This window comes from Crateriforma conspicua (genome assembly GCF_007752935.1).
Classification (GTDB): Bacteria; Planctomycetota; Planctomycetia; order Pirellulales; family Pirellulaceae; genus Crateriforma; species Crateriforma conspicua.
Map to the genome: position 1 here is coordinate 2,631,386 of NZ_CP036319.1, position 23,313 is coordinate 2,654,698.

Annotated in this window: 13 protein-coding genes; 8 read left to right on the top strand and 5 right to left on the bottom strand. The window is 59.6% G+C overall.

The features are described 5' to 3' along the window. Window positions 1-223: 223 nt before the first annotated feature. Genes Mal65_RS10095 through Mal65_RS10110 form a run of 4 tightly spaced genes read left to right on the top strand, consistent with a single transcriptional unit; the run spans window position 224 to window position 6,798 of the window. Entirely contained in the window at window positions 224-2,254 is a 2,031-nt protein-coding gene (locus Mal65_RS10095) for a TolC family protein (protein ID WP_231131335.1), read from the top strand. Then, window positions 2,251-3,243, top strand: a complete 993-nt coding sequence (locus tag Mal65_RS10100; protein ID WP_145296762.1) for an efflux RND transporter periplasmic adaptor subunit — start codon at window positions 2,251-2,253, stop codon at window positions 3,241-3,243. Before Mal65_RS10095 ends, Mal65_RS10100 begins: the two co-directional genes overlap by 4 nt. Continuing rightward, the gene (locus Mal65_RS10105) at window positions 3,240-4,694 is read left to right on the top strand and encodes an efflux RND transporter periplasmic adaptor subunit (protein WP_145296765.1); all 1,455 of its coding nucleotides are present in this window, start codon (window positions 3,240-3,242) and stop codon (window positions 4,692-4,694) included. Before Mal65_RS10100 ends, Mal65_RS10105 begins: the two co-directional genes overlap by 4 nt. A 4-nt stretch (window positions 4,695-4,698) precedes the next feature. Further along, complete coding sequence (locus tag Mal65_RS10110) at window positions 4,699-6,798, top strand: site-2 protease family protein (RefSeq protein ID WP_145296769.1); 2,100 nt, start codon at window positions 4,699-4,701, stop codon at window positions 6,796-6,798. Window positions 6,799-6,827: 29 nt separating this feature from the next. Here Mal65_RS10110 and argJ read toward each other — a convergent pair whose 3' ends face one another. After that, entirely contained in the window at window positions 6,828-8,057 is a 1,230-nt protein-coding gene (gene argJ / locus Mal65_RS10115; protein ID WP_196784736.1) for a bifunctional glutamate N-acetyltransferase/amino-acid acetyltransferase ArgJ, read from the bottom strand. Between the two features lie 442 nt (window positions 8,058-8,499). Between argJ and Mal65_RS10120 the strand changes: the two genes are divergently transcribed. The 3 genes from Mal65_RS10120 (at window position 8,500) to Mal65_RS10130 (ending at window position 11,988) form a co-directional block, all read left to right on the top strand. Beyond that, window positions 8,500-9,522: an ABC transporter ATP-binding protein gene (locus Mal65_RS10120; protein ID WP_145296776.1), complete on the top strand. Its 1,023-nt coding sequence runs from the start codon at window positions 8,500-8,502 to the stop codon at window positions 9,520-9,522. Continuing rightward, window positions 9,519-10,484, top strand: coding sequence for an ABC transporter permease subunit (locus Mal65_RS10125; protein WP_145296779.1), 966 nt, complete (start codon window positions 9,519-9,521; stop codon window positions 10,482-10,484). Before Mal65_RS10120 ends, Mal65_RS10125 begins: the two co-directional genes overlap by 4 nt. Window positions 10,485-10,614: 130 nt before the next feature. After that, window positions 10,615-11,988, top strand: coding sequence for a S1C family serine protease (locus tag Mal65_RS10130; RefSeq protein WP_196784738.1), 1,374 nt, complete (start codon window positions 10,615-10,617; stop codon window positions 11,986-11,988). 185 nt (window positions 11,989-12,173) lie between these two features. Here the strand turns inward: Mal65_RS10130 and Mal65_RS10135 are convergent, their stop codons facing one another. From Mal65_RS10135 to Mal65_RS10150, 4 genes are all read right to left on the bottom strand, one after another. Next, on the bottom strand, window positions 12,174-13,571 hold the full coding sequence (locus Mal65_RS10135; RefSeq protein WP_231131336.1) for a DUF1501 domain-containing protein: 1,398 nt from the start codon (window positions 13,569-13,571) through the stop codon (window positions 12,174-12,176). 67 nt (window positions 13,572-13,638) lie between these two features. Next, complete coding sequence (locus Mal65_RS10140; protein ID WP_145296785.1) at window positions 13,639-16,629, bottom strand: PSD1 and planctomycete cytochrome C domain-containing protein; 2,991 nt, start codon at window positions 16,627-16,629, stop codon at window positions 13,639-13,641. Window positions 16,630-16,668: 39 nt separating this feature from the next. After that, entirely contained in the window at window positions 16,669-17,757 is a 1,089-nt protein-coding gene (locus tag Mal65_RS10145; RefSeq protein WP_196784739.1) for a putative bifunctional lysylphosphatidylglycerol flippase/synthetase, read from the bottom strand. Between the two features lie 163 nt (window positions 17,758-17,920). Further along, window positions 17,921-20,326, bottom strand: a complete 2,406-nt coding sequence (locus tag Mal65_RS10150) for a hypothetical protein (RefSeq protein ID WP_145296788.1) — start codon at window positions 20,324-20,326, stop codon at window positions 17,921-17,923. A gap of 193 nt (window positions 20,327-20,519) precedes the next feature. Between Mal65_RS10150 and topA the strand changes: the two genes are divergently transcribed. Then, window positions 20,520-23,282, top strand: coding sequence for a type I DNA topoisomerase (gene topA, locus Mal65_RS10155; RefSeq protein WP_145296790.1), 2,763 nt, complete (start codon window positions 20,520-20,522; stop codon window positions 23,280-23,282). The last annotated feature ends 31 nt before the right edge of the window (window positions 23,283-23,313 follow it).

Genomic DNA, 23,313 nt, shown 5'->3' on the forward strand with positions numbered 1-23,313 from the left:
AACTTTCACGATCCGCTGAACCGGTGGGGACACATAGGCCGTGCGGCATTGGCAGGATTTGACGATTGGCGTGTCTGTTCGGAATGTCGGGGTGATTCGCTGTCGCACCCGGCCTTGACCAGTGAATCGTTGACGCCCGTGAACGTTCGGCCAGACGTGCGCCGATTCCCTGATGTGGGGCTGTATGGGTGAGGCGGCGGAATCGCTGTCGACAATGGATTTAATGCACCTAACAGATTGGCGAAACGGAATTCGCGTTGTCTTTGTCCTGATGGGGACATTGCCAGCGTTCTGTGCTGCGCCGATCTCGGTGGCACAAACGCCGGATGTTCTCGCATCCGCCCCCCCGGCCGAACGAATGATCGTCCCTGCGGCCGAACCGTCGACGGCATTCATGGCCGCCGACAGCGACACGCTGGCATGGTGGCGTGAGGCGTCCCAGAATCCGACCCTTCACAAGCAACGCTTTGTCGCGTTCGATTTGCCGACGGTTCTGATCGATACGTTGGCCAACAGCCCGATGATCCAAACGGTCCAGGAATCGGCCAGCATCAAGCTGGAACAAATCATCCAGCAAGACGCCGCGTTTGATTCCCGCTACGTTTTGGACGCCGGCTACGATCAAACCAACGATCCGGTCGGCAACGCTTTGGTGACTGGCGGGCCGCCACGATTGCGTGAACGTTCCTGGGCGTTCAACGGGGGCGTGCGACGCACCGCTCGCAGCGGTACCCAGATCGACTTGACGCAAGAACTGGGCCTGCTGGACAGCAACAGTCAGTTCTTTGAACCCGCCGATCAGGGCAATGCACGTCTAAGCCTCAGCCTGACTCAGCCCCTGATGGCGGGCCGCGGGCGTGTGTTCAATGAACGGCTGTTGGTGCAAGCCAAGTTGGACAGCCGCATCGCTTGGCAGCAAATGCAGCGTGATGTCAGCGATCGTATCACCGAAGTCATCTCCGCGTACTTGTTGTTGTACCAGCGACGTTGTCATCTGATTCAGCAAGATGAATTGATTCGACGCGGACAAGACATCGAACGCGTGTTGCGCGGTCGCAGCGACTTTGACGTCAGCCGGTTGGAATTGACCAAGCTGCGTCAACGCGTCTCCAGCCGCAACGATGAACGGCTGCAGTTGGATGCGGGCGTGCAACGACAACAGGCGACGCTGCGGAATCTGATCGGTTCGGATGAACTGAACGTCGCCCCGTTGTCGCTGGAACTGATTCCAGATGCCCCGCCATCGACGGCACACCGGCCGATCACTTTGGCCGAAGCGATGCGAGTCGGCATGGAATCGCGCCCGGAAATTCGCATGGCGATGGAAGACATCCAGTCGGCCGCGTTGGGCATCCAGGTGACTCGGAATCAGTTGATGCCGCGTTTGGATGCGGTCGTCAACGGATACTTGGCGGGCCTGAGTGGCGATTACGGCGTTGCCCGTTCCTTCGGCGAACAGTTCTACGAATCGGGCCCGGGCATCATGGCGGGATTGGAGTACGAATTGCCTCGCGGGAACCGGCTGGCTCGTTCGCGACACCGCGAAGCGATGCATCGGTATCGCCAAAAATCGGCGCGACTTCAAGAAGTGATCCAGGACGTGCGGCTGGAAATCGAAACGGCGTTGATCCGATGGGAAACTGCCGAAAAGCTTCGCCAAACCAAACGAATCACCTTGGCCGCGGCTCGCGAAGAAGAGGAAATGCTGACCCGGCGTTTCGCGATCGTCGGTGCGGACGGATCTCACGCCGGCTTGGTCTTGGAATCACTGTTGGAATCACAGCAGCGCCGCACGATGGCCGAACGCATGTTGGTGTCCGCCGAAGCGGAATACCACATCGCTTGGGTCGAAATGCAACGTGCGATGGGGATTTTGTTGAAACGCGAAGGTATCACGGCGGTGCGTGACGCATGCAATGACGTTCGGTTCGATTACACCCAAACGATCGATGCGTCATCGCTGGACCTGGATACGGCGACCACCGATGACGAACCCGCGGTCATTCCGTTGCCGCTGGATCGCCTGGAATCGATGGACGAACCGGTGCCCGCCGAACCCGACATGCGAAGCGATGTTTTCGCGCCCGGCAGCACCGGCGATTCGACCGGTGGCTATTCCGACGCCGTTCCCGTTCAAGTCGGTGACGCCCAATTCCAGCCCATTGAAACAACCACCGCACCGCAATCCGGATCGGTGCGATCGTACTTGCTGATGGAAGCGGCAACGGCCGACGTCAAGGAAGGAAAACGATGAAACCCGACAATTCGAACCGCACCAGCCTGTACCGTCGCCGGCGACCGTCATCCGTTCAATGGGTGGCGAGTGTTGGAATGATCATGTCCGCGGCGATGATCGGCGATTCGGGACGCGCCGCGGCACAGACCCGTTCCGCACCGCCCAGCGTTCCCCTGGTTTTCGATGGCTTCACCGAACCGGCCCAAGACGTCTTGGTGTCCGGTGTCGATCTGGGGCGTCTGACCGCGATACACGTTCGCATGGGCGACCGAGTCAGCAAAGGTGACTTGCTGGCCCAATTGGACGATCAACTGCAGGAATCGGCGCTGCGAATCAGCCAAGCCCAGGCCGACATAACGGGCGAGATTCGAATGGCGGTTGCCGAACAAAGGCTGCAACAACTGAAGACCGAATCGCTGCGAAAACTGGCGGCCGACGGGATGGCGCGACCGGAGGAACTGCAGCGTGCGGAGGCGGATTTGGAAGCCGCCAAAGCACGCGTGGAGATCGCTCAAGAACAACAACGTCTGCGACGCTTGCAGGTCCAGCGTGACCAGATCGAATTGAACCGACGAAAGGTGCTGGCACCCTGTGACGGCCGAATCGCTCGGGTGATGCATGCGGCCGGCGAATACCTGACGCCCGCCGACGCGGTGATCTTTCGATTGATCGCCACCGACACACTGGTTGCCGTCTTCAACGTTCCCGTCGAACACATCCACCACGTTCAAATGGGCCAGACGGTCAGCGTTTTTCTGCGCAGCCAAGGGAAAACGGTGGACGGAACCGTCGATCGCATCAGCCCCGCCATCGACGGCGAAAGTGGTACCGTCCAGGTGAAGGTTTTGCTTGACAATCGCGACGAAACTTTCTTGGCCGGTGATCGCTGTACGCTTCAGTTGACGCCCCAGCGGACCGCCCGCACGACGACAGGGGCACGCAATTCGGTGACCCGAGTGTCACGAATTCATTGGCAACCCGTTGCACCGGAGGCCGTAGCCCAATGAAAGACGATCACGATTTGCAGCAAGACATCCAGCAGATGCTGAAGTCGGAATCCGTTGTGGCGACGGCGGGGCAATCGGTGCGCACGGCGCTTGCCAACGCCGACGAGGGAATCACGCAATTGGCTCACATGTTGGGCCAGATGGAATCGCCCGTGGAAACCGAACCGGCCAAAAAGCCGGCCGCGGGTCTGCAAACACCGCTGGACTGCGTCGTTTGCATCGCCGGTGCGAAGAATCGTCGCGAATCGGCCGAGCGGGTCGTACAACGGCTTGCATCGGAGTACTCCGGATGCCATGTCCGCATCGCCTTTGGCCAGCGAAGCATGACGAAGCTGTACGACCATCGATTGGGCTGGCTCAGCCCTTCGAATCGTTTGCGCCAGTCGATGGAACCGTTGTTTCAGGAAGGCATCGAAAAGGAACAGAATCAATCCCACGGCCGGACCCTGCGTATCGACGGCGTTTGGGTGATCAATCTGTCGGAGATCGGCGGCAAACGGCACTGTTTTCTGTGGATCCAGCCTCAGGCGGGAACCAAGACCGAGCCGGCCAGTTCGTCCTTGGTTTGGATGGGACGATCGTCGCGTGCGTTGGCGACGGCGCTTTGGCGTCAACCGCGTGTCGCGATGCCATCGAGTGCATCGGTGTTGGGGCGACGCCCCGTTTTGGCCGGTTTTCTGGCCATGTTGGTGGTTTCGCTGTTGGCGTTTTGGCCGGTCGCCTATCCGATACGTTGCACCGCGGTGATCAAGCCCCAAGGACAGCGAATGATCGCCAGTCCGTTCGAAGCAACCTTGTTGAAAAGCCACGTTTTGCCCGGCGACCGTGTGCAGGCCGGCCAATGCTTGTTGGAACTGGACGGTCGCCCGTTGCAACTGGAATTGGAATCGATCGCCGCGGAAAGCCAACGAGCGGAGAAGGCGGAAAACGTCGCCTTGGCGTCCGGTGACATCGCGGCGGCTCAACAGGCGGCTTTGGAACAGCGACAGCTTTCACGACGTCGCGATCTGTTGCAGGACCGATTAAGCCGTCTGCAGATTTGCAGCCCGATGGACGCTGTGGTGATCAGTGGCGACCTAAGCCAGTACGTCGGCGCACCTTTGAAAATGGGCCAGTCGCTGTTGGAAATCGCACCGCCAGGCGACATGCGTGTGGAGGTCCAGATCCCGGAGTTCGAAATCGGCATGGTAACGCCGGAGGCGGACACCCACATTCGTTTTCCCGCACTGGGCGGCAAGTCCTATGACGATGGCTTGGGCCAGATCTATCCGGCGGCCGAAATTCGTGACGACCAGAACGTCTTTCTTGCCCACGTCACGATTCCCAACGACAGCGACGATTTGCGACCCGGGATGAAGGGGCTGGCCAGAATCTCCGGCCCGACCCGTCCGCGGATCTGGTCGTATGTTCGTGGGATCTGGGAAAAATCGCTGTGGTGGATGGGGTACTGATCGAATGATGGAAGGATTCGTACCGCACCTGGATTCCGAGGTGCGTTTGTCACCACGAACGATCGGCGGACAATCCGGCGCGATCGCGCATCACCAAGGGCTTGAAAAGTTCTTTCGGTTCGGATGCGAAGAAGCTTTGTTGATCGGCATGATCGACGGACGACGCAGCGTTGAAGACTTACTGTTGGGCATGCAGCGTGCCGGCGTCGATTGGTCGGGGGATGATGTGGTCGGCTTTCTGTCGATGCTGATTCGCGAGCGATTGCTGTTGCCTCCGGTGCAAGAGTTTGATCAAGAGAAGGCCGAGCAGCTTGGCCGAAAGACCGATCCGTTGCGTTGGTGGATGACGCCGTTGTCGTCGGTGGTCAGTTTACGAATCCCCTTGATGGATTTCGATCGCCCCGCGTTGCGATTGAGTCGGCATTTCGGGTTTCTGTTTCAACCCGTTGCCGTCGCGGTCTGGGCCGTTTTGGTGATCAGCGCGATGGTCATGATGGCGTTGCGCCGCGATGAACTGGCGGGCGAACTATCGCGGTTGTTCGACCGCCAGATGTGGATTCCCATGCTGGGCATTTGGTTGTTGTGCAAGATGCTTCACGAGGCGGGACACGCGGTTGCCGCCAAACGCCAAGGGGTTCGCATTGGCAAAACCGGGGTGATGTTCTTTTTGATGGCACCGCTGGCCTACGTTGATGTGACCGCGTCATGGATGCTGCCTCGGCGGATGTCACGGATGGCCATCGCACTGGCGGGTGTGTACGTGGAATTGGCCGTTGCATCGGTGGCGGCATGGTGTTGGTGGTGCTTGCCCGACGGACTGGTTCGACACATCGCGGCACAAGTGTTTGTGGTGGCCGGTCCGGCAACGTTGCTGGTCAACGCCAACCCGTTGTTGCGACTGGACGGCTACTACGTCTTGTCGGATTTGGTGGACATCCCCAACCTGCGGTCGCACGGGCGTCGGCAATTGGCCGGATGGCTGGAGTATGTGCTGTTGGCGGTTCCGCGTGAATCGTCGCTGTTGTCCGGTTGGCGAGTTCCGTTTGCCACCGGCCACGCGATGGCGTCGGTCGTGTTCCAATTCGTTTGGATGGCGGGATTGGTTTTCGCCGTTTCCTATTGGGCCAAAGGCTTGGGGATCTTGGTCGCAATGGTCGCGGTCTTGCTTTGGGCGGCGATACCGCTGGGCAATTGGATGCTGCGTCATGTGCGTGACGGGGATTGGCGACGTCGTTACCGCTTGGGGCTTTCGGTCGTCTTGATCGTGCCGTTCGGCCAGTGGCTGTGGAACCAACGTTCCCCGATCACCCGTCGTGTTCCAGTCGTGGTTCGATACCACGACGAACAGATCGCACGCGCACCGTCCGATGCGTTTGTGGTCGGCGTTTTTGTCGAAGGCGGGCAACGCGTCAAAAGCGGCAGTCTGTTGATGCGGCTGCAGAACGACGAACTGCAGGTGCGGCACGACCAAACCGCCGATCGTTTGGACTTGGCAATGCGGCGGGAGGTCCAACTGCGCCGGCAAGGAAAGTTGGCTGATGCAGAAATTGAAAAACGCCAAGCCGAAAACCTGAAGCATCAGCTGGAGGATCTGCGTCGGCGTTTGGATGAATTGCAAGTGACCGCCCAGCGTGATGGCATGGTCACGACGTCAAATCCGATCGACTTGTTGGGCGAATTCGTGACCGAGGGCACGGAGTTGGTGCGTGTTTCCGACGCCCATGAAAAAGAACTTTTGGCTTCGATCGGCGAATCCGATGCCCCGGCGTATCGTCGAGCGGTACAGTCGGCTCAACCGGTTCGCGTTCGATTGCGGGGTGGCGTCGGCATCACGGCGTTGCCGGTTTCGCTGCGTCCGCGAGCCGACGTGCAATTGCCCCATCCGGCTCTTTCGGCGGCGATCGGCGGTCCGTTGCCAGTACAGCCGGATCCCGAGTCGGGTGAAAACCGTTTGATCGCTCCACGGTTCACGGCGACCAGCCCGATCGAACCGGTGGCGGCCGCATCGGTTCGTGCCGGGCAACAGGGCACGATGGTGATCAGTGATGACCGGACGATCGGCCAACGCATCTGGGAACGCTTGGATCCGCAATCAATGCGATAGCGGCGTTACCCCGAAAATCGAATCCGACGCTACGTCGTGTATTCGCTGTTGAAGCTGACGTAAGCTTCCGTCAAATCGCTGGCCCAGAACCGACTCTGCCCCGGTCCGTCGCCGACGGTCAGATGGATGTGCACGTCGCTGGCGGATTTCATCGAACCGCTCAACGTCGCCGCGTCGAACGAAACCGGTGCGCCGGATTCATAGATCGCCACGCCGTCGATCGAAAGACTGGTCTTGGCGACGTCGATTTTGGGTCCCGCGTAGCCCGCGGCCGAAACGATGCGACCCCAATTCGGATCGTTTCCTTTGATGGCAGTTTTGACCAGCGGGCTGTTTCCGACGGCTCGTGCGATCACGTCGGCCGACGCATCATCGGACGCCCCGTCGACTTGCAGGCACAGCACATGCGTGGCGCCTTCGCCATCGGCCACGATCATTTTGCCCAAGTCGATCAGGGCTTCGGCGATCCCGTCGGTCAGCACGGACAGATCCTCCGCATCGCTGCACACGGTGCCTTCGTTTCGTGCCAACAACAACAGCGTGTCGTTCGTGCTCATGTGGCCGTCCACGCTGATTCGATTCAGACTGGCCGCTGCCGCGTCGGCGATGGCTTTCTGTGCCGCAGCGATGGGCAGCGCGGCGTCGGTGACCACGACCGATAACAACGTCGCCATGTCGGGTTGGATCATCCCGGCACCCTTGGCGATCGCAGCGATCTTGACCGTCCCCGCCGAAAGCTTGGCCGTGGTGCAGTGCATCTTGGTGTATTGATCCGTCGTGCAGAACGCCGTGGCGACATCACGAAACGCGGATGCCGAATGATCCGCACCGGCAACGGCGGCATCGATCCCCGTGACGACTTTGTCCATCGGCAATGTGTGTCCGATCACACCGGTGCTCATCACCAAGACTTGTCGGTCCTCGCAATCGATCCGCTGGGCGACTTCCGCCGCCATTTGGGCCGTGTCTTGTTCGCCCTGTGGGCCCGTGCAAGCGTTCGCGTTTCCACTGTTGGTCACCACGGCACGAAAGCGATCGGTGGGCGTCAGCCCACGGCACCACGTCACGGGTGCGGCGACGACTTGGTTGCGCGTGTACACCCCCGCGGCCACCGCATCACGGTCGGCAAGGATCACTGACAAATCGGGACGCCCACTGGGCTTGATCCCGCAAGCGGTCGATCCGAATCGAAATCCGGCGGGCAATTGATCGTCGGCCAGCGTTTCAGCAGCCTGGCAGTGGGGCAGCGGTTCAGTCACGGGCGATTCAGCGGTCGAAAAGTGAATGGATAGACGGGCAAGACACAGCGAAATTTCAGCACAGTGGCACTTCGTCGGGCAAGGGGTTGTGATTTCTTGACCCGCGGGCACCATGTCGACATGACAGCCATTGATTGACGTGGGTTCACAATACAGCGTGCGAACGTTGCCGCAGGCTGCCGCATCGCGTTGTTTAACGGAAAGACGTGCGGGTTGATGACTGCGGGCCGGTGGTTAAAGACCGACCGATTGAACACGCATTTCGTTCCAGGCAGAGGTTCCGCTTTCTAAGTCTGCACCGGTTCACACGCGGGGTGACAGCACGGAAACTAAAGGAACGTGGACGTGTCTTCGTCGACGCCGGCTTTGCAAATCTTTCGTTTTTTGAAGGTCATCCCCCGAAGTGTCCCAGACTGATGTGCCGCACGACCGATCTTCGCCGATGGTCGTGTGCCAGGGGTTGTGCAAACGCTACGGCGCTTTTGATGCTTTGCGTGCTTGCGATTTAACCGTCACCGCAGGCGAAGTTTTTGGATTGTTGGGACCCAACGGTGCCGGTAAGACGACGTTGATTCGGTTGATGCTGGGATACATCCACCCGACGGCCGGAACGTGCCGGGTTGCCGGGATCGATGTCGTCGACGACAGCGTTGCGGTACGCCGGAACGTGTCTTACCTGCCGGGCGACGCCCGATTGCCGCGACATATGCGAGGCAAAGGTGTCCTGGAATTCTTTGCGGCAATGCACCCCGATGGCGATTTGCAACGTAGCCTAGACGTGGCACAGCGACTGGACCTGAACCTTCGCACCCATGTCGCGTTCATGTCGACCGGCATGCGGCAGAAACTGGCTTTGGCCGTGGTCCTCGGCCCGCGGACGCCGTTGCTGGTTTTGGACGAACCGACCGCCAACTTGGACCCGACCGTTCGCGCCGAAGTGCTGCAGATGGTTCGCGAGGCGCGGGCCGATGGTCGGACAGTGATGCTGTCATCGCATGTGCTAAGCGAGATCGAAGAAACGTGCGGCGAAGTCGCGATTTTGCGTCGTGGTGTTTTGGCTCACCGTTTGACGATGAGCGAACTTTTTCAGCAGCACCGAATCACCGGAGACCTGGATCGACCGGTGGCCGACCGTTTGGTCGATCCGAATTCTGACGCAATACCAATGCAGTTTGCCGATCGCTTGGTGTGCAGCCTGGCCGACGATGCGGCGGGAGTCTCCGGTGCAAGTGGAAGTAACAGCTCGACCACGGTTCGTTTGGATACCTCCGGCGATCTGGCGTCCTTCTTGGGATGGCTGGATGATCTCGGGATTCGACGCATGCGAGTCGAGCCATTGGGGCTGCGTGCGGTCTATGACGCGGTCCATTTCGGCCAAACCATTCCCGTTGGTGTTTCCACGGCACCGCATGGCGCGATGCATGCGGCCGGCACGTCGCGACCGTCGGAGGAAACGGTGTCATGATCGATCGCGTCTTGGTCGGCAAGTACGTTCGCCAATCCATGTTGTTGTGGGCTTCATGCGCCTTGGCCTTGTTCGCGTTTGCCTGGGTCCGCGTCTGGGTCGTCGGCATGATCGACATGGGCCAGTTTCAATCGGTGTTGGATCTGTTCAAGGACTTTGAACGCTTCGCACCAATCGAATTCAGTGCGCTGGCCACGCACACCGGACGGGTGGGCATGACGTTCGATGAACCAATCGTGATTTTGTGCACGGTGATTTGGTGCGTCTCTCGAGGCAGCGACGTCGTCAGTGGTGAATTGGGCCGCGGGACTTTGGAAATGGTGCTGTCCCAACCCATCAGCCGCGTCCGGTTGATGTTGTCCCACGCATTGGTCAGCGTCGTCGGTTTGGCGTTGTTGTGTTTGTTGTTGTGGTTGGGGATCGGGATCGGCGTTCAGTTGTCATCGGTCAAGGAAACCTTGCCGCCCCAGACGGTGACGATCCCGTGGATCGAAGTCGAAGTGCCGTTGGGCGGCGGCCAACCGGTTGTGGAAACGTTGCCGATGCACCAGCGTGTGGATGTGGGCGATTTTGCCGCGTCCGTTTTCAACCTGTTTGCTTTCGGCTTTTTTCTGTTGGGCTTGGCGACGATGTTCAGCAGTCTGGACCGCTATCGTTGGCGGACGATCGGCGCGGTGATGGCGATCTACATTGTCCAGTTGGTGCTGTTGGGGCTGGGAAAAGCCGCCGAGCCGCTGAACTGGCTTCAGAACGTCACGTTCTTCTCGTGCTACAAACCACAGCCTTTGTTGGCTCTGGTGACCGACGGTGATCGGTGGGCGCCGTGGAGTCTGACGACGTCGATGCCCGACGCGGTAATGCCACCGCTGATGTACCCGTTGATCCTGCTGGCCGGCGGGGCGGCCTTCTACGCCGTGGCGTTGTGGCGATTTCACACACGGGATTTGCCGGCCCCGCTTTAGCTCGTTTCCAAGCGATCGCGGACGGAATCGGCTGTGGCAAGGGTTCGGCAACGGGCTAGAATCGTCAACGCCGACTTGGAATGATTTAGGATGTGATTGGCCTGGCGTGCGATCGGTTCGAATACGTGCAATGAAAAGACCTTTGATGCAAAGCAACATGATGAATGGGTGGGTGCGGTGGTGTCTGGCCGCGACGATCACGTCGCTGTGGATGACTTCGTCAACAGGGCCAATCACCGCGCAGGATGCCACCGCTGGCCAAGCCGGCGTCGCCACGTCTGCGGCCGGTTCCGCGGCGGACGACCCCGCGATGGTCCAGATCTCGCAAAGTGATCTGGCTCGCTTGGTCGGCCCACGGGCTCTTTCCCGCGCTTTCCGTTACGCGTCCAAGCGTGCCACGCCCGGTGTTGTCACCGTGTTGTGCTATGGCCAAGGCCAACCGCCCAGCGACGATGATGATGACAAGTCCGAGGAGGATTTGGACGAACAGCTGGAGGAGAAGATTCCGGATCCGGGCATTCCCGGTATGCCGACACCGGATCCGCCCGAAGGCGACGAGGGGGAATCGCCGCTGGATGAACAAGAAAAGGCACCGGTGCCCGATGAAGACTTGGGCCCCGTACCGCCACCCAAGGCACCCGATGATCCCGACGCGGTTTTGACCGGACTGGGCAGCGGCGTGATTGTCGACCCCAGTGGCCTGGTGATCACCAACCAACACGTCGTTCGCGGCGCCAGCAAAGTCGTGGTGCAAATGTCGACCGAAGTGGAATATTCGGCAGTGAAAATCGTTGGCGATCCGGCCAGCGATATCGCGATCCTGCGAATCGAATCGGATCAATCCTTTCCGTCGGTGGAAGTCGGCGACAGTGATCGGTTGGAAATCGGTGACTGGGTGCTGGCGATCGGCAGCCCTTTCAAGTTGGATGCGACGGTCAGCGCGGGAATCATCAGCGCCAAAGATCGCAAACTGCGTCGAATCCAACGGGGGCGAATGCTGCAGACCGATGCGGCGATCAATCCGGGAAATTCCGGCGGACCCTTGATCGACTTGGACGGCAAAGTCGTCGCGATCAACACCGCGATTGCTTCACGTAACGGCGGCAACCAGGGGATCGGTTTCGCCATCCCCATCAACCATGCGTTCTGGTTAGCCAATGAACTGGACCAACATGGCAAAGTCCGCCGCGCCGCGATGGGCATACGTCTGGCCGAGTTGAACGCAAACATCGCGGCAAAGTTTTCACTCAAGCCCGGCATCGGTGTGTTGGCTTACCAAGTCATCGAAGACAGCGCTGCCGATAAAGCGGGGATTGAAAACTATGACGTGATCACCAGCTTTGCAGGCCAGCCGACACGCAACATGGTCGAACTGCAAGAAATCGTTGAACGGACCCCGATCGGTTCCACACAAACGGTGACGATTTTGCGCGACGGCGAATCGATCACTCTGCAAATACAACTCGCCCCGTTGGAAGACGTCACCGCGGTCCCCCAACCGTAAGCCCTGTAGGTGATGCTCAGCATCACATGGGCGCTTGCCTTCATCCCAACAGGCCCGAAGGGCCGACAGCTCTCTGCCGGTGGCGCGAGCCACCGGATCCGATCCGCAAACCCATCACTCAAATACCCAACGGATCGACAGGGTGAGCACCCGGAAAAGAGGCCTGACCCCTTTTTGGTTCAGGTTCAGACGAGTTCGTTGACGACGTGGCCGTGGACGTCGGTTAGCCGGTAGGGGCGGCCGGCGTAGGTGAAGGTCAGACGTTCGTGGTCGATGCCCAACTGGTGCAGGATCGTCGCCTGGATGTCATGGACGTGAATGGGACGTTCCACCGGATGAAAACCCAGTTCGTCGGTTTGTCCGATCGTTTGCCCGCCGCGGATGCCCCCGCCGGTCATCCACATCGTAAATGCCTGGGGATGGTGATCGCGACCCAGGGAACGCCCCAGCGCCGCGCTGGCTTCGACCATCGGCGTGCGGCCGAATTCGCCGCCCCAAACGACCAGCGTTTCATCCAGCATGCCCTGGCGTTTTAGATCCGCGATCAAGGCCGCACAGGGCTGGTCGACTTCGCTGCATCGCGCCCGCAGCCCCTTTTCGACTTGGCTGTGGTGGTCCCAACCGGCGTGGTAAAGCTGGATGAATCGGACGCCCCGCTGGGCCAAACGTCGTGCCAGCAAACAGTTCTTGGCAAAACTGGTTTCTCCGACATCCTTGATCCCGTATTGCCCAAGCGTTTCGGCGGATTCGGATGGCAGATCCATCAGCTCCGGTGCACGCGTTTGCATCCGGTATGCCATTTCAAACGCATCAATGCGATCTTGGATCCGCCCGATGCCGGTATCGATCATCCGCCGTTGGTTCAAACGTCGGATCAAATCAATCGTGTCCCGCTGCTGTGTCGGGCTGACCGACTGGGGCGTTTGCACGTTCAAAATCGGGTCGGATCCGCCACGCAGTGGTACCCCTTGGAATTGACCGGGCAAAAAGCCATTGCTCCACATCGCCGCGCCACCGGACAGATTGCCACCACTGGTCAGCACGGTGAACCCGGGCAAATCATCGGCCTCGCTGCCCAGACCGTACGTCACCCACGCACCCATCGACGGTCGGCCCGGTAAGCCGCTGCCTGTGTTGACAAACAGTTGCGCCGGAGCGTGATTGAACTGGTCCGTATGCACCGTCCGAACAAAGGCAAGATCGTCGACGACTTTGGCCAAGTGTGGCAGGCGGTCGGAAAGTTCCGCGCCGCTGTCGCCGTATCGGGCAAAGGGAAATCGAGGCGACAAAACGGCGGCATCAGGTTGAATGAACGCGTAACGTTGGCCCGCGATCACCGAGGGTGGGATCGGTTTGCCGTCCAGTTCGACCAGCTTGGGTTTGTAATCGAATAGGTCTAGTTGGCTGGGCGCTCCGGCCATGAACAAATAGATCACGGTTTTGGCTTTGGCCGGATGGTGGGGCAATTCACCGGGTGCCGATTCGGCCCGCACATCACGACCGCCGGCCAGCAGTGAAGCCAACGCGATTTTGCCGAGTCCAATCCCGCAAGTCTGGAACAACTGGCGTCGTGTCGTGTTCATGCCAAAGGTCATCGGGAAAGTGTCAGTGCGACTGGGTGGAAAGGCGACAGTTTGGAAATGGCTTGGTTCATGGAATCGTGATCGATTCATCCAAATTCATGACCGCACGGACCACCAACAGCCAGCTTCGGTGTTGTGTGTAAAAGTCGACCAAGTCTCGGACTTCGTCGGTGGTCGGCGTGCGAACCAAAACTCGCCGAAAAATGTGGATCGCAATTTCGCTGGGATCCGCATCGGGTGTTGCGTGCAAGACGTCGTCGGCAAACCGCTGGGTGATGTCGACAAACATTGGATCGTTTAGCGTCGTCAATGCTTGCAGCGGATTTGTGCTGCTCTGACGTCTGGGCACACATTGTTCACCGGTCGGGCCGTCGAACGTCAAAAAGGCGGCAAACGGTGCGGTGCGTTTGCTGAAGGTGTAAACACTTCGTCGATACCGGTCGTCGGCCTTGGAGGTGGGCCAAGCCGGGCTGCCATAGGCGGTCTTCATCACCGCGGGCGGCTGAGGCGGATAAACGCTGGGGCCGCCGAACCGTCGGGTCAGAACGCCGGATGCCGACAGCAGCGAATCTCGTAACGTTTCGGCCGTCAATCTTCGATACGGGAACACCGACAACAGCCGGTTATCGGGATCCGACACCGGCGGCCGCCCGATCGATTGACCATAGGTCGATGAAAAGGCCAGATCACGAATCAGGCGTTTGGCCGACCAACCGCCATCGATCCAGCGGACCGCCAGATGATCGATCAGATCGGGATGGCTGGGCGATTCGCTTTGCGTCCCGAAATCGCCATCGGTGCGAACGATGCCCGCACCAAACATTTGACGCCAATAGCGATTGGTCATCACGCGTCCGACCAGCGGGTTCTGCTCGCTGGCCAAGAAGCGTGCCAAGGCCAGCCGATCAAACGACGCGGGACCATCGTCGTCCGAGGTGGCGGAAGTGAACAGTGACAAGTTTCCTGGCGTGACGACTTCCGCGGGTTGCAAGTATTCGCCGCGATGGTGGCGTTGAGTCAGCCGAGGCATTGCGGCGGGACGTTCGGCCATGACCAGACCTCGCACCACATCACGTTCTGGCCACGACCATTTTCCGCGAATCGCTTTGCACTGATCGCTGGTGCGTAAGAACCAATGACGAAGGTCTGTCGCCAGAGCATCCGGTAGTGTTTCCGAATCGCCCAAAGCCAAAAGTCGATCTTCCAAATCGGTCGGCAACTGCACCGCGCTGGCACCGGTGGTTCGATCCGTCACGGAGACACGAAAGTGCCCCAGTGCCGCGGCAAAGTGACGTTCAAACAGCATGCCGATCGAAAGCGTTTGGCCCGCAACCAGCGGTTTGGCAAACTGAATCACCAAGTGGTGGGCTTCGCCGGGACGTCCCGAGGTGGACCAGCCGGTGGAACCTTCGCCGTCGATCACGTTGTTACCAGTGGCTGCACCGGAGCCCACGCTAAGCTTTCCATAGCTTTGCGTCGCGTCCCGCAATTCCATCGGTTCGCCGTCGGCCGTCGCGGTCAACTCGCTCAGAAAGAAATCCCCACGCCGTCCCTCGTAATACGCCATCCCCGGTCCACCGGCGGGCAGCGAAGGGTGCGGCAGTGCATCGATTCGAATCGCGGTCGCCTGGCCGATCGACTCGGGAATACGAAACGACAGCTGGTACTGGTCGCGCTTGGTCACATCGCCACGAGCCAACACCGAGCCGTCGTCTTGGACGGTCAAAATCGGCATCGTCGATTCCAGCGTGTCGGGACGCAACGTGGTCCATGAGGTCAGCGATTGCCGCTGGGCGGTGACGAATTGGTCGAATGCTTCACGCAGCGATCCATCATCGCCCAAGTGTTCGGCGGACCAGCGATCCAGTTGTTCGCGTGCGCGGTCGACCCGGCGTTGATAGTCGGCTTCGGCGAATTCCTCTGTGACGACCAGATCGGGTTCATCCGCATTGTTCAGCACTGCGAACAGTCGGTAATAGTCCGTGTGTGTGATCGGGTCATACTTGTGCGTGTGACACTGGGCACAACCGGTGGTCAGCCCCATCCAAACCGTTCCCGTGGTGGCCACGCGGTCCACCACCGACAACCAGCGATATTCCAGCGGATCGATGCCGCCTTCTTCATTCAGCATCGTGTTGCGGTGGAAACCCGTGGCGATCCTTTGGTCGTCGCTGGCGCTATCGACCATGTCACCGGCCAATTGGTCGATCGTGAACTGATCAAACGGCATGTCGTCGTTGATCGCCGACAACACCCAATCGCGGTACGGCCACATCGTGCGAGGACGATCCTTTTCGTAGCCGTTGGTATCGCTGTAGCGTGCCAGGTCCAGCCAAGGTCGGGCCCACTGTTGGGCAAAATCGGGCGATGCCAACAAGCGATCGACGATGCGTTGACGTCCCATCGGAGAATCATCCGAGACAAAGCGATCGACGTCGCCCGGCGTCGGCAACGTTCCCGTTAAATCCAAGTACACGCGGCGCAGCCAAGCGACGTCATCAGCCGGCTGTGATGGCGAAAGATCCTGGTCCTTCATCGCTTGCAACACGAACGCGTCAATGGCGTCGCTGCACCAGGGATTCAAATCGGCCGGTGGCGGTCGGCGGCGCTGCGGCGGAACGAAAGCCCAGTGTTGTTCGTACGCCGCACCGTCGGCGATCCACTGACGCAAAATGTCTTGTTCGTCATCGGAAAGGGGGCGGTGACCGTCGGCCGGAGGCATCCGAATGTCGGGATCGTCCGTTGTGATGCGAAGCCACAATTCGCTGGTATCGGGATCGCCGGGAGCGATGGCTGCATAGCCGCCCAAATCGGATCGGCTGCCGTCGGCGGTATCCAAACGCAAGCCGGCTTCGCGCGCCTGGTCGTCGGGACCATGACAGGTGAAGCAGTGTTTGGCCAAGATCGGCCGGACATCACGACCGTACTGTGGCGTGGACGCGGGGCGTGGCGACGGGGCGCGTCGTGGCGATTCAGCGCGACTGGCGTCGCCGGTGAAACCGCAAACGACCAGCGTGGCGACGACACGACAAAGGGTGGGGCAAGGGGCGGGGTGCATGGTGTCCAGTTTACACCGCAACCGGTCCGCCCATGGGGCTCAATCGGTGCCCGTTCGCCCGCTTGCGATGGCTTCGGAAGGATCCACCGACGCCGGCGTCTGGGATGTTGGATTCGGTGTTCGGGAAGCGGATTCCGGCTTTGCAGACGGGCGGGGCGCAGCCTGGGACTCGTGATTGATTTCGTCCTTCGCTTCCTTGGCCTCCAACGCACCCACGTAAATCTCGTGGGCGACCAAGGTGATCATGCCGAACACCAGCGGCAAGAAGAAATACAGCACACGAAAGATCAGCACCGCGGCCAGCACCGGCTTGCCGACCGTGTCTTTCAGCAAAGCGTACAGAATCAATTCCAAAACGCCCAAGCCGCCGGGGACTTGGGTAATGATGCTGATCGTGATCGCCACCAGGAACGCCGACAGGACCAACGGGAACGGCACATTCGCGTCACTGGGCATGCACAGGTACAGCGTCATCGCGCTGATGATCAAATCGACCGCTGCGACCGAAGCCTGGGCGATGGCCAAGCCCGGTTGAGGCAAACGCAAATGAAGTTTGCCGATCGGCCAGGGCTTGCGCCACAGAAAACACAATGCCGTGTAGGCGACGGCGATGGTCAGCAAGCCAACGCCCAGCGTCCGGGTGCCGAACGGAATCGGAATGTCGGCCGGCAACTGGATCGGGCTAAGGATCAAGACGGTGCCGCCTAGCCACGCCAGACCGCTCCAAAACGTCAACGCCAAGACGCTCATCATGCCCATCAATTGATGATGGCTCAGCCCGAACTGGCGGTAATAGCGATAGCGAATCGGGGCAGCCGCCAGCAGCGTTCCCAGATTATTTCCCAGCGAAAATCCCAGGAACGAAACCAGCATCACCCGCGGCAGAGGCAACGGACGCAGCACATACCGCAACGCCAGGATGTCATAACAGGTCAGCAGACCGTAGTTCAGCGCGACCAAGAAAGCCGCGATGCCCAGGTACATCGGGTCGACGCCGATCAAACCGCCCTTGAATTCTTCCCATGTGATTTCTTGGGCTTCGTGGATCAGCAGACGGATCGCCAACAGAAAAAGACCGATCGCAAAGACCGGTCCGATGGCGTTTCGTAGGTGATGCTTTTTGATCAAACCGAAAGGTTCCGTCGGACGCAAACGCGGCAATGGGCAGGGCGCCGGGATTGTGCGTTACGTCGCGGACATCGAAAAGAGGGGCACACGTTTCGGCCCCTCGACGGTGGTTACCGGGGTAACCGGCCGTCAGGGTGGTGAAACAACATTCGGTCTGCCGAGATCATTCCGGCTGATCAAATTCGGTCATTTTAAAACCGGTCCGTTCGTCTAACGCTTCATAAAAACCGCGTCGGATTTCGTTGTTTTCCGTGTTGGTCAAGAACTGGGCCATCATCCGTTCGCCGCGTTGCAGGAAACGGTTGCGGAGTTCTTCGACCGACGGCTGGAAGGAACGCGGAACGATCACGTAATAGACACGCTGGGGGGCGTTGGCCGCGACTCCCGCGTTGCCGACTTCCGTGTGGAACGTTGCCCGCATGAATTTCGGACCGACCGAATCCAATTCCGGAACGTTACCGATCGTCATCTGGCCGAATCCCATCATGTTCATCCAGCTGAACGGGCCCAAGCCGGTTTTCAGTTGGTCTTGCTTGTCATCCGGAATGGCTTCTTCCAAAGATTTTTCGTTCTCAGCGGCGACCTGTTTCGCGATTCGTGTCGCCTCTTCCTCGGCGAACTTGCGTGCTTCGCGGGTGCGGATGGCCATGACGACCTCGTCGCGGGCTTCCTCCAGCGTCGGTGCATAGCTGTCGATCTGATCCGTTTTCCACGACACGTAGGTCTTGCTGGCGGTCAGGTCGACGGTGACCAGCGGTGACAAAACGGCTTGGCCTTGCATGCCGCCGCCGCCAAACATCAGAAACGCGAAGGGCGGTCCCCGTTGGTCCAACGAGGTGCCCGTTCCGACGCTGTTGCCGATCGCTTCGTCGGCGATTTCTTCCGCGTTGCGTTCGCCGATGGTTCCGTATTCCAGTCCCAAATCGTCGGCCAGTTTTTTCAGATCCGGACGTTCCGGAGCGTCGGCTTCGGTCGCCGTGCCGACCGCCACGTTGCTTTCGTGGATCGACAGTTCGCTGAAGTAGCGTTGCATCCGGCTGCGGACCTGTTGGACGGCTTTGTCCAACTTTTGGGCCGCGATCGGTCGCGCCAAGTCGTCCAAGATTTCGTTGCGGACGTCTTCGAACGATTCCGCTTCAAACTCCGGTTCGCCTTCGCCATCTTCAGCATCTGCGTCGGCATCGGTCGAGTCGGCCTCTGCGGTGTCCGCATCGCCGGCGTCGTCGGCCGTTTCGGCGTCGTCCGATTCGTCCTGGACCAATGCGACCAAGGTGGTGCCGTTGCCAGGCGAACGGGTCGCCGCGCCGTCTTCCTCGGCGGGGGCTTCCTCTGCAGCCGGTGATTCTTCGGCGGGAGATTCTTCCACTGAAGTCTCCTCGGTCGGGGATTCTTCAGCAGCCTGTTCTTCGACGGTCGTTTCTTCCGCTGGTGTTTCCTCGGCGGGTGCTTCGTCGCCGACGGGTTCTTCGGTCATCGGCTCCTCGGCCGCCTCTTCGGCAACCTCCGCCATCTCTTCCTCGGCTGCGGCTTCTTCTTCCGCTGCCTCTTCGTCGGCGGCTGCTTCGGATCCCATGCCCAAGTCCAGCAGGTCTTGGTCGGCTTCCGGTTCGACTGGCAGACGGAAATCACCGCCGTCCAAGCGACGCTGGTATTCCGCCTTCAGTTGTTCTTCGGTGAAGTTATCGATTTCGCGATCGATGAAGGTGTTCAAATTGGCGGCGACGAATTCGAATTCCGCGACGGTGGGGCGGCGGAAACCCGGTTCGGGCGACTGGTCGTTGGGCAACAAGTCCTTTCCCGCCTCGTAGACCTCGTTGATGTCCGATTCGCTGGGGTTGGGATCGGTTTTGTCGATGAAGTCGGCAACCAGCACGCCGTAGGCATCCACGGTGGCTTGTTGGCTGAGCTTCAAGAAGTTTTCCCATTGCTGGGCCGGAGTGACGATCGGGATGTCGCCCATGCCGGGGATCGAACCGGCGGCCAAGCCTGAATCAACGCTTTGCTGGAACGCCTGGGCCAGCAACAGCTGTCGCAAAACGTCGTACAGGTGGTATTGCCCCAGCCGGTTTCGCGTCGACTGCATCAGGCGGCTGATGATTTCGCCGTCGGACATCGTGCCGTCGGTGAATTGTTGCAACCAGTATCGGATCGCGCCGTCGTCCAATTCGAAGCCGGCTTTTTTGGCTTCGGAGGCAAATTGCAGCGTTCGCACCGTGGCGAATTGGCTGGGGGCGGAAAAAATCCCAAGGTCTTCGACCTGGTTCGTCTGGGTGTTGTAGCGGAACCCGGCGGTCCGCGGCGTGCCTTGGCGGCGGATCGTTTCGTCGGCCAGTTCGTTCAAAAAGCGAACGACGCTATTGTGACTTTGGGTAAAGTAATCGACCCGCGACGCTTTGACCGGGGTACCGTCAAACGTCGCAAAAACCGGGTCGGCGCCGACGGTCGCCCCACTTTGCAGGTACGACTGCAGGGCCGGCAAAACCACAAACGCGAACAACGCCAAAAGGGTCAGCGCCACCATCAATGGCTTCAGGTAACGCCTAAAAATGACAAACGGACTGCTGCTCATGCCTGTGCTTTCAGACTTGCGATGGATTTGACGGGCGGTCTTGACAATTCTTTCACGTGTCCCAACTCTCTTTGGGCCAAGCCGCCAAAGGTATCGCCACCACTTTTCTAGGGTCAAGGCGAGTAATACCGCCCACACCGAAACGAATTTCGGTTTCCGCCGCCCAACTGACATCCTTTCAACGCTGAGCCCCATGGCCGAAACGACCGCGAACGCTAATTCAGGCAAACAGGGAAAGAGCCTGGTGATCGTCGAATCGCCGGCCAAAGCACGTACGATTAGCAAATTTTTGGGCAAGGGATACCAGGTCGAGGCCAGTGTTGGCCACATTCGCGACCTGCCCGGTGGCGCCAAAGAAATGCCCAAGAAGTACAAAAAAGAACCTTGGGCCTACCTGGGCGTGAACACCGAACAGGATTTCACGCCGATCTACATCGTCCCGGCCGACAAGAAAAAACAGGTCGACAAGCTGAAAGCCGCTCTGGCCGACGCCGACAGCCTGTACCTGGCGACGGACGAAGACCGCGAAGGGGAAGCGATCAGCTGGCACTTGCACGAGCTGCTGAAGCCCAAAGTGCCGGTGCACCGTCTGGTTTTCCACGAAATCACACGCGAAGCGATCCAAAATGCGTTGAATTCGCCCCGCGAAATCGACGACGGTCTGGTCCGCGCCCAAGAAACGCGTCGGATTTTGGACCGCTTGTACGGTTACGACGTTTCCCAATTGCTGTGGAAAAAAGTCGGCCGGGGGCTTTCGGCCGGCCGCGTGCAGAGTGTCGCGGTGCGGCTAATCGTCCAGCGCGAACGGGAACGCATGGCGTTCGTCGACGCGACCTACTGGGACCTGGAAGCCGTCTTCAAGACCGCCGCCGGTGAATCGTTGCCCGCCACGTTGTCGGCGGTCGGCGGACGAAAGATCCCCAGCGGAAAAGACTTTGATTCGACCAACGGTCAACTGAAAAATCCCGAGCTGTTACAGCTCAGTGAATCGGAGGCCGCGGATCTGGCGACGCGGTTGAAAGAGTCCGATTTCGAAGTCACGTCGGTGGAGGTCAAGCCGTTTACCGAGCGGCCGCGGGCTCCGTTCACAACCAGCACGATGCAACAGGAAGCCAACCGCAAACTGGGCATGACCGCCCGGCGATGCATGCAGGCGGCCCAGCGGTTGTACGAAAACGGTTACATCACCTACATGCGGACCGACAGCACGACGTTGTCGACCGAAGCGGTCAATGCGGCACGCAACAAAGTCCGCAGCGAGTACGGCGAAAAATTTCTGCACAGTTCGCCGCGGGTTTACAAAAGCAAAGTCAAAAACGCCCAGGAGGCTCACGAAGCGATTCGGCCCGCGGGGACGGATTTCCGGTTGCCCGAATCGGTCCGTGGCGAATTGGAACGCGATCAATTCCTGCTGTACGACTTGATCTGGAAACGCACGATCGCCTGTCAGATGGCCGACGCGCAAAAGCAACGCATCAGCGTGGTGATCGAAGGCGGCGATGCGACCTTCACCGCCAGCGGAACCAGCATCCTGTTCGAAGGTTTCTTGCGGGCCTACGTCGAAGGCAGCGATGACCCGGCCAAGGAACTGGCCGACAAAGAACGCTTGTTGCCGCCGGTCAAAACGGAAGACCCGCTGTCCGCCGATTCACTGGATCCCAAGAGTCACACGACCCAGCCGCCGGCCCGTTTCAGCGAAGCTTCGTTGACGCGAACGCTGGAAGAAAAAGGCATCGGTCGGCCCAGTACCTACGCGTCGATCATCGAAACGATCCAGAACCGCGATTACGTCTACAAAAAAGGCAATGCGCTGGTTCCCAGCTGGACCGCCTTCAGTGTCGTTCGGTTGATGGAAGACCACTTCGGCCCGCTGGTCGATTACGAGTTCACCGCCCAGATGGAAGACTATCTGGATTCGATCAGCCGCAACGAAGCGGAGGCGTTGGAGTATCTGAAGAAGTTTTACTTCGGCGATGAATCCGTGGCCGAAGGCGGAGAATCGAAATCCATCGGCCTGAAACCTCGCTTGGAAAGTAAGGTCGAAGAAATCGATCCGCGGGTCACCGCCAAATTCTTGCTGGGCGTTCCCGAAGACGGTCCACACCGCGAAGAAGTCTTTGTTCGCGTCGGCAAGTACGGGCCGTTTCTGGAACAGGGGGAACGCAAGGCACCAATCCCCGATGGCCTGGCACCCGATGAACTGAACCTGGCCATGGCCATGGAACTGTTCGAACAGGCGTCCAAGGAAGACCAACCGCTGGGGACGCACCCCGACACGGGCAAACCGATCTATTTGAAGGTCGGTCGATTCGGGCCGTACATCCAGTTGGGCGAAAACGACGACGAGGAAAAGAAGAACAAGTCGTTGCTCAAGGGCATGTCGATCGACGACCTGACATTGGAAACCGCTTGTCAGTTGTTGTCGTTGCCCCGCACGCTGGGAAATCATCCCGAATCGGGAGAGCCGATCGAAGCCAACGACGGACGGTATGGGCCGTACATTCGATGCGAAAAGGACACGCGTTCGCTGCCCGCCGGCGTGTCACCGCTCAGCGTGACCTTGGACGAAGCGATCGCGCTGCTGAAACAGCCCAAGACCCGCGGACGTGCGGCACCGAAAGAGCCGATCAAGGTTTTCGAACAAAAATCACCCGTCACCGATAATGAAGTCAAGGTGCTGGAGGGTCGCTATGGACCCTACGTCACTGACGGCGAAACCAACGCATCGACGCCCAAGGGCACCGACCCGAAAGAACTGAAGTTCGAAGACGCGTTGACGCTGTTGGCCGAACGGGCCGCTCGGGCGCCAAAGAAGAAGAAAAAGGCCAAGAAGAAAGCCGCCAAGAAAAAGGCGACCAAGAAAGCGGCCAAGAAGAAAACCACAAAGAAGAAGGCGGCCAAGAAAAAGGCCGCCAAGAAAAACACCAAGCTGAAAGGCTTGCCCAGCGACGAATAGCAACGCCGGCTCTGCCCGCGGCGGCTTTGAC